The sequence below is a fragment of the Citrobacter sp. wls718 genome, from assembly GCF_005280945.1.
Taxonomy (GTDB): Bacteria; Pseudomonadota; Gammaproteobacteria; order Enterobacterales; family Enterobacteriaceae; genus Citrobacter; species Citrobacter gillenii.
In genome coordinates, this window is the sequence record NZ_SZWV01000015.1 from 82,647 (window position 1) to 89,208 (window position 6,562).

At 53.1% G+C, this 6,562-nt stretch carries 7 protein-coding genes; all 7 read left to right on the forward strand.

Translation table 11 applies throughout. The annotated features are described in order from the left end of the window. Positions 1-14: 14 nt before the first annotated feature. The 7 genes from msrP (at position 15) to prmA (ending at position 6,523) form a co-directional block, all read left to right on the forward strand. On the forward strand, positions 15-1,016 hold the full coding sequence (gene msrP, locus FDW95_RS02890; RefSeq protein ID WP_115257354.1) for a protein-methionine-sulfoxide reductase catalytic subunit MsrP: 1,002 nt from the start codon (positions 15-17) through the stop codon (positions 1,014-1,016). Next, complete coding sequence (gene msrQ, locus FDW95_RS02895; protein WP_115257353.1) at positions 1,017-1,616, forward strand: protein-methionine-sulfoxide reductase heme-binding subunit MsrQ; 600 nt, start codon at positions 1,017-1,019, stop codon at positions 1,614-1,616. Positions 1,617-2,008: 392 nt separating this feature from the next. Next, the gene (gene accB / locus FDW95_RS02900; protein ID WP_096755462.1) at positions 2,009-2,479 is read left to right on the forward strand and encodes an acetyl-CoA carboxylase biotin carboxyl carrier protein; all 471 of its coding nucleotides are present in this window, start codon (positions 2,009-2,011) and stop codon (positions 2,477-2,479) included. Between the two features lie 10 nt (positions 2,480-2,489). Continuing rightward, positions 2,490-3,839, forward strand: coding sequence for an acetyl-CoA carboxylase biotin carboxylase subunit (accC, locus tag FDW95_RS02905; RefSeq protein ID WP_096755461.1), 1,350 nt, complete (start codon positions 2,490-2,492; stop codon positions 3,837-3,839). Positions 3,840-3,946: 107 nt separating this feature from the next. Next, positions 3,947-4,189 carry a YhdT family protein gene (locus FDW95_RS02910; RefSeq protein WP_096755460.1) on the forward strand — a complete coding sequence of 81 codons (243 nt, stop codon included), beginning with the start codon at positions 3,947-3,949 and terminating at the stop codon, positions 4,187-4,189. After that, entirely contained in the window at positions 4,179-5,630 is a 1,452-nt protein-coding gene (panF, locus tag FDW95_RS02915) for a sodium/pantothenate symporter (RefSeq protein ID WP_115257352.1), read from the forward strand. Before FDW95_RS02910 ends, panF begins: the two co-directional genes overlap by 11 nt. 11 nt (positions 5,631-5,641) lie before the next feature. Beyond that, positions 5,642-6,523, forward strand: a complete 882-nt coding sequence (gene prmA, locus FDW95_RS02920) for a 50S ribosomal protein L11 methyltransferase (RefSeq protein WP_096755458.1) — start codon at positions 5,642-5,644, stop codon at positions 6,521-6,523. The last annotated feature ends 39 nt before the right edge of the window (positions 6,524-6,562 follow it).

Genomic DNA, 6,562 nt, shown 5'->3' on the forward strand with positions numbered 1-6,562 from the left:
TGACGGAGGATGATATGAAATCCAAAAAACTGACGGAAACCGACGTAACGGCAGAATCTGTTTTTATGCTGCAACGTCGCCAGGTATTGAAAGCGCTGGGCATCAGTGCGACAGCCCTTTCCCTATCTCCCAACGCCCAGGCCGATCTGCTAAGTTGGTTTAAAGGTAATGACCGACCACCCGCACCCGCCGGAAAACCGCTTGATTTCACGAAACCTGCCGCCTGGCAAAATACATTACCGTTAACGCCGGAAGATAAAGTCACCGGCTACAACAACTTCTATGAGTTCGGTCTCGATAAAGCAGACCCGGCGGCCAACGCGGGCAGTTTAAAAACCAATCCGTGGACGCTGAAAATTAGTGGCGAAGTGGCAAAGCCATTAACCCTCGATTACGATGCGTTGACCACCCGCTTCCCGCTGGAGGAACGCATTTATCGCATGCGCTGTGTAGAAGCCTGGTCCATGGTCGTGCCGTGGATTGGCTTTCCTTTACATAAGCTGCTGGCACTGGTTGAACCCACCAGCAATGCGAAATATGTGGCGTTCGAAACGCTCTACGCACCGGATGATATGCCGGGGCAGAAAGATCGCTTTATTGGCGGAGGGCTGAAATACCCCTACGTTGAAGGTTTACGCCTTGATGAAGCCATGCACCCGCTCACTCTGCTCACCGTGGGCGTTTATGGCAAAGCGCTTCCCCCGCAGAATGGCGCCCCTATTCGATTAACCGTACCGTGGAAATACGGTTTTAAAGGAATTAAGTCGATAGTCAGCATTAAGCTGACGCGCGATCGCCCGCCGACCACCTGGAATATGGCGGCGCCTAATGAATATGGGTTTTATGCCAATGTTAACCCCGGCGTCGATCACCCCCGCTGGTCACAAGCCACAGAACGTTTTATTGGCGCAGGCGGTATCCTCGACGTACAGCGTCAACCTACGCTGCTGTTTAACGGCTATGCCGATGAGGTCGCTTCGCTGTATCACGGCCTTAACTTGAGGGAGAATTTTTAAGTGCGTCTGACGGCAAAACACATCACCTGGCTGAAAGTTTGCCTGCATCTTGCCGGCTTTTTACCTTTTGTCTGGCTCTTTTGGGCCATTAATAATGGCGACTTAAGCGCCGATCCGGTCAAGGACATTCAACACTTTACCGGTAGGACGGCTCTGAAATTCTTGTTGGCAACCTTGCTGGTCTCGCCGCTGGCGCGCTACGCTAAGCAGCCACTCTTAATACGCACTCGCCGCCTGTTAGGACTCTGGTGTTTTGCCTGGGCCACCTTGCATTTAACCAGTTATGCGCTGCTGGAGCTGGGCATTAACAACCTGAGTCTGTTGGGTCGAGAGCTAACGACACGGCCTTATCTGATGCTGGGAATTATCAGTTGGACTCTGTTATTTGCCCTCACACTCACCTCCACCCAGGCTGCGCAGCGGAAACTGGGAAAACGCTGGCAACTTTTACACAACTTCGTCTATCTTGTGGCGATCCTGGCCCCCGTGCATTACCTGTGGTCGGTGAAGATTTTATCCCCGCAACCAATCATTTATGCCGCGCTCGCCGTCGTGCTTTTAGCCTGCCGTTATAAGAAGTTCCGCCAGTGGTGGCGGTAGTTTCGGGATATGTGCAGTGCGTTGCAAAACACAGACGAACCCACGTTCTTTACATGCAGGCGGTTGATTATCTTCCCTGATAAGACCAGTATTTAGCTGCCAATTGCTACGAAATGGTTATAATGTGCGACCTTGCTTTCCCTGGAGGCGTTTTTACAGCGCGGAAAGGGTGACAATCGGGTATTGAAGGTATATTTTGTCTTTTACCCGAAAATGGCAGAAGATAGCCACACAATGACTGGTAAGTTTTGATATCTCGTTTAATGGCTGCAGCACGCAGTGCAACGCCAGAGAGGGGTGACATCTTGTCACCAACAGTTATTCAAATGCTATACAGACGGCGATAAAACGCCTGTCACAATTTCACTAAACAAAGAGTACGGAACCCACTCATGGATATTCGTAAGATTAAAAAACTGATCGAGCTGGTTGAAGAATCAGGCATCTCCGAACTGGAAATTTCTGAAGGCGAAGAGTCTGTACGCATCAGCCGCGCAGCGCCAAATGCAGGTTTCCCGATGATGCAACAGGCTTATGCTGCACCAATGATGCAACAACCTGCTCCGTATAACGCTGTCGCGCAAACTGCAGCGCCAAGCATGGAAGCCCCTGCTGCAGCGGAAATCAGTGGTCACATCGTACGTTCCCCGATGGTTGGTACTTTCTACCGCACCCCGGGCCCTGACGCTAAACCGTTTATCGAAGTGGGCCAGAAAGTGAATGCGGGCGATACCCTTTGCATCGTTGAAGCCATGAAAATGATGAACCAGATCGAAGCCGATAAATCCGGCGTGGTAAAAGCGATTCTGGTAGAAAGTGGTCAACCGGTAGAATTTGACGAGCCGCTGGTCGTCATCGAGTAACGAGGCGAACATGTTGGATAAAATCGTTATCGCCAACCGTGGCGAGATTGCCCTGCGTATTCTTCGTGCCTGTAAAGAACTGGGCATCAAGACCGTCGCTGTACACTCAAGCGCGGATCGCGATCTAAAACACGTATTACTGGCAGATGAAACGGTCTGTATTGGCCCGGCTCCGTCTGTTAAAAGCTATCTGAATATCCCGGCAATCATCAGCGCCGCTGAAATCACTGGCGCGGTCGCTATTCACCCGGGTTACGGCTTCCTGTCTGAAAACGCCAACTTTGCTGAGCAGGTAGAACGCTCTGGCTTTATCTTCATCGGCCCGAAAGCCGACACCATCCGCCTGATGGGCGACAAAGTGTCTGCAATTACTGCCATGAAGAAAGCAGGTGTACCGACCGTTCCAGGTTCTGACGGCCCACTGGGCGACGATATGGACGCAAACCGCGCCCATGCCAAGCGCATCGGCTATCCGGTCATCATCAAAGCCTCCGGCGGTGGCGGCGGTCGCGGTATGCGTGTTGTACGCGGCGATGCTGAACTGGCTCAATCCATTTCCATGACCAAAGCTGAAGCGAAAGCCGCTTTCAACAATGACATGGTTTACATGGAAAAGTACCTGGAGAACCCACGCCACATCGAAATTCAGGTGTTGGCTGACGGTCAGGGTAACGCAATCTATCTGGCAGAACGTGACTGCTCCATGCAGCGCCGTCACCAGAAAGTGGTCGAAGAAGCACCAGCACCGGGCATTACCCCGGAACTGCGTCGTTACATCGGCGAACGTTGCTCCAAAGCCTGTGTAGATATCGGCTACCGTGGAGCGGGTACTTTCGAGTTCCTGTTCGAGAACGGCGAGTTCTATTTCATTGAAATGAACACCCGTATCCAGGTAGAGCATCCAGTTACCGAAATGATCACCGGCGTTGATCTGATCAAAGAGCAGCTGCGTATCGCTGCGGGTCAGCCGCTGTCCATTACGCAGGATGAAGTTGTGGTTAAAGGCCATGCGGTAGAATGCCGTATCAACGCCGAAGACCCGAACACCTTCCTGCCAAGCCCGGGTAAAATCACGCGTTTCCACGCGCCGGGTGGTTTTGGTGTACGCTGGGAGTCTCATATTTACGCGGGTTACACCGTACCGCCTTACTATGACTCCATGATCGGCAAACTTATTTGTTATGGCGAAAACCGTGACGTGGCGATTGCCCGCATGAAAAACGCCTTGCAGGAACTGATCATCGACGGGATCAAAACCAACGTCGATCTGCAGATCCGCATCATGAATGACGAGCACTTCCAGCGTGGTGGTTCCAATATCCACTACCTGGAGAAGAAACTCGGACTTCAGGAAAAGTAAGTACGCATTAACTGCAAAGGCCGGATCCTCCGGCCTTTTGTTTTTCTCCCCTCCGGCACGTCCCATAAGGTACAATCCCCGCTTTCTTTATCCACAAGGGACAAAAAATGGACGCTCGTTTTGTTCAGGCCCATAAAGAGGCGCGCTGGGCGCTGTGGCTGACCCTTTTCTATCTTGCTACATGGTTAGTAGCCGCTTACTTACCAGACTCCACGCTGGGCTTTACTGGCTTACCACACTGGTTCGAAATGGCCTGCTTGCTAACCCCGCTGGTTTTCATTGTTCTGTGCTGGGCGATGGTGAAATTTATCTATCGCGATATTCCTCTGGAGGATGACGATGCAGCTTGAAGTGATTTTGCCGCTTGTCGCCTATCTGGTGGTGGTGTTTGGTCTCTCTGTGTACGCGATGAGAAAGAGAACAACCGGCACGTTCCTAAATGAATATTTCCTCGGCAGCCGCTCAATGGGCGGGGTCGTTTTAGCCATGACGCTGACCGCAACATATATCAGCGCAAGCTCGTTTATTGGTGGCCCGGGGGCCGCGTATAAATACGGGCTGGGATGGGTGCTGTTGGCGATGATCCAACTGCCGGCCGTCTGGTTGTCGCTGGGTATTCTTGGCAAGAAATTTGCGATTCTGGCCCGACGCTACAACGCCGTCACCCTTAACGATATGCTGTTTGCCCGCTATCAGAGCCGTTTGCTGGTCTGGCTGGCGAGCCTCAGCCTGTTGGTAGCTTTCGTTGGCGCGATGACAGTGCAATTCATCGGCGGCGCACGTTTGCTGGAAACCGCTGCGGGTATTCCATACGAAACAGGTCTGCTGATCTTTGGTATCAGTATTGCGTTATACACCGCATTCGGTGGATTTCGTGCCAGCGTGCTCAATGACACCATGCAGGGTATGGTGATGCTAGTTGGGACCATTGTCCTGCTTGTGGGTGTGGTCCACGCAGCGGGCGGCCTCAGCAACGCGGTGGAGACGCTGCAAACGATCGATCCGAAATTGGTGACCCCACAAGGCGCTGATGACATTCTGTCCCCAACCTTTATGACTTCGTTCTGGGTTCTGGTGTGCTTTGGCGTGATTGGCCTGCCGCATACCGCCGTGCGCTGTATCTCTTATAAGGACAGTAAAGCGGTCCATCGTGGGATGATTATCGGCACTATTGTGGTGGCGATCCTGATGTTTGGTATGCACCTGGCGGGTGCATTAGGACGCGCGGTGCTCCCTGACCTGACGGTACCGGATCTGGTTATCCCCACCTTGATGGTAAAAGTCCTGCCACCGATTGCCGCGGGGATCTTCCTTGCCGCACCGATGGCGGCGATCATGTCGACGATCAACGCCCAATTGCTGCAAAGTTCCGCTACGATCATTAAAGATCTCTACCTGAATCTGCGCCCGGAACAGCTGAAAAATGAAACCCGCCTGAAGCGCATGTCGGCGGTGATCACCCTGTTATTGGGGGCGTTGTTGTTGCTGGCCGCGTGGAAACCACCAGAGATGATCATCTGGCTCAACCTGCTGGCGTTTGGCGGGCTGGAAGCGGTATTCCTGTGGCCGCTGGTGCTGGGCCTGTACTGGGAGCGAGCGAACGCAGCGGGCGCACTGAGCGCCATGATTGTCGGCGGTGTGCTGTATGCCATACTCGCTACCTTTAACATTCAGTACCTGGGCTTCCATCCAATTGTGCCCTCGTTGCTGCTAAGTTTGCTGGCTTTCCTGGTCGGAAACCGTTTTGGTTCTGCCGCTCCGCAAGCCGCCATATTGACTACTGATAAATAAAGAGTTTTGCCATGCCATGGATCCAACTGAAACTGAACACCACCGGTGCTAATGCAGAAGAGTTGAGCGATGCGCTGATGGAAGCGGGTGCCGTTTCTATCACCTTCCAGGACACGCATGATACGCCGGTGTTTGAACCACTGCCGGGCGAAACCCGTCTTTGGGGTGACACCGATGTAACGGGTCTGTTCGATGCAGAAACCGACATGAAAGAAGTGGTTGCCCTTCTGGAACAGCATCCGCTGCTCGGTGCGGGGTTTGTGCATAAAATTGAACAGCTTGAAGATAAAGACTGGGAGCGTGAATGGATGGATAACTTCCACCCAATGCGCTTTGGCGAACGTCTGTGGATTTGCCCAAGCTGGCGCGATGTGCCGGATGAGAACGCCGTCAACGTGATGCTGGACCCAGGTCTGGCGTTTGGTACCGGCACTCACCCAACCACCTCTTTGTGTCTGCAATGGCTGGATGGCCTCGATCTGAACGGAAAGACGGTGATCGACTTTGGTTGCGGTTCCGGCATTCTGGCTATTGCAGCACTCAAATTAGGTGCAGCCAAAGCCATTGGTGTAGACATCGATCCGCAAGCCATTCAGGCAAGCCGCGATAATGCACAGCGTAATGGCGTTTCTGACCGCCTGGAACTGTACCTGCCACAGGATCAGCCAGAAGCCATGAAAGCCGACGTGGTGGTTGCCAACATCCTTGCTGGCCCATTGCGTGAACTGGCACCGTTAATCAGCGTGTTGCCAGTTGAGGGCGGCTTACTGGGCCTTTCCGGTATTCTTGCCAGCCAGGCGGACAGCGTCTGCGAAGCCTACGCCGATCTCTTTACGCTCGATCCGGTGATCGAGAAAGAAGAGTGGTGCCGCATTACTGGCAGGAAAAAATAAACTCCCCTCGTGGCCTCTTCGCAGTCCACGTCTTTCCCG

Coding starts and splice junctions, on each gene's coding strand:
- msrP (WP_115257354.1), top strand. CDS start 15: ATGAAATCCAAAAAACTGACGGAAACCGACGTAACGGCAGAATCTGTT.
- accB (WP_096755462.1), top strand. CDS start 2,009: ATGGATATTCGTAAGATTAAAAAACTGATCGAGCTGGTTGAAGAATCA.
- accC (WP_096755461.1), top strand. CDS start 2,490: ATGTTGGATAAAATCGTTATCGCCAACCGTGGCGAGATTGCCCTGCGT.
- FDW95_RS02910 (WP_096755460.1), top strand. CDS start 3,947: ATGGACGCTCGTTTTGTTCAGGCCCATAAAGAGGCGCGCTGGGCGCTG.
- panF (WP_115257352.1), top strand. CDS start 4,179: ATGCAGCTTGAAGTGATTTTGCCGCTTGTCGCCTATCTGGTGGTGGTG.
- prmA (WP_096755458.1), top strand. CDS start 5,642: ATGCCATGGATCCAACTGAAACTGAACACCACCGGTGCTAATGCAGAA.